Origin of the sequence: Streptomyces niveus (genome assembly GCF_001723055.1) — a bacterium.
In the GTDB taxonomy this organism is placed as follows: Bacteria; Actinomycetota; Actinomycetes; order Streptomycetales; family Streptomycetaceae; genus Streptomyces; species Streptomyces niveus.
The window spans coordinates 1-593 of the sequence record NZ_MDCR01000570.1 but is presented as its reverse complement, the minus strand read 5'-3'; the positions used below and the strand labels follow the sequence as shown (position 1 = coordinate 593).

The window sequence follows — 593 nt, the reverse complement described above, 5'->3', positions numbered from 1 at the left end:
CACCGGCCGCCCCAAGGGCTGTGTGATCAGCCACGCGAACTTCATGTTCGAGACGGACACGATGATCGCCCGCTGGGAGCCGGTCTTCCATTCCAAGCGCGGTGACGAGGCGTCGACGCTGCTCTTCCTGCCGCTGGCGCACGTCTTCGGGCGGATGGTCGAGATCGCCGCCGTCCGGGGGCGGGTGAAGCTCGGTCATCAACCGGTGATGCGGGCGGGCGAGTTGCTGCCGGACCTGGCCGCGTTCCGGCCGAGCTTCATCCTGGCCGTGCCGTACATCTTCGAGAAGATCTTCCACGCCGCGCGCCGCAAGGCGGAGCGCGAGGGGAAGGCGGGGCCGTTCGACAAGGCCGTGGACGTGGCGGTGAAGTACGCGGAGGCCAGGGAGCACCGGGCGTTCGGGCTCGGTCCCGGCCCGTCGGCGGGGCTGCGGCTCCAGCACCAGTTCTTCGAGAAGGCCGTGTACTCCAAGGTGCGCCACGCCATGGGCGGCCGGGTGCGGCACGCGATGTCGGGCGGTTCGGGGATGGACCGGCGGCTCGGTCTGTTCTTCGAGGGCGCCGGTGTCACGGTCTTCGAGGGGTACGGCCTGA

The 593-nt window shown here is 70.0% G+C and carries 1 protein-coding gene; it reads left to right on the top strand.

From position 1 onward, the window contains the following. Nucleotides 1-593: AMP-binding protein (locus BHU15_RS37640; RefSeq protein ID WP_141726996.1), on the top strand; the 593-nt coding region annotated here is incomplete at both ends.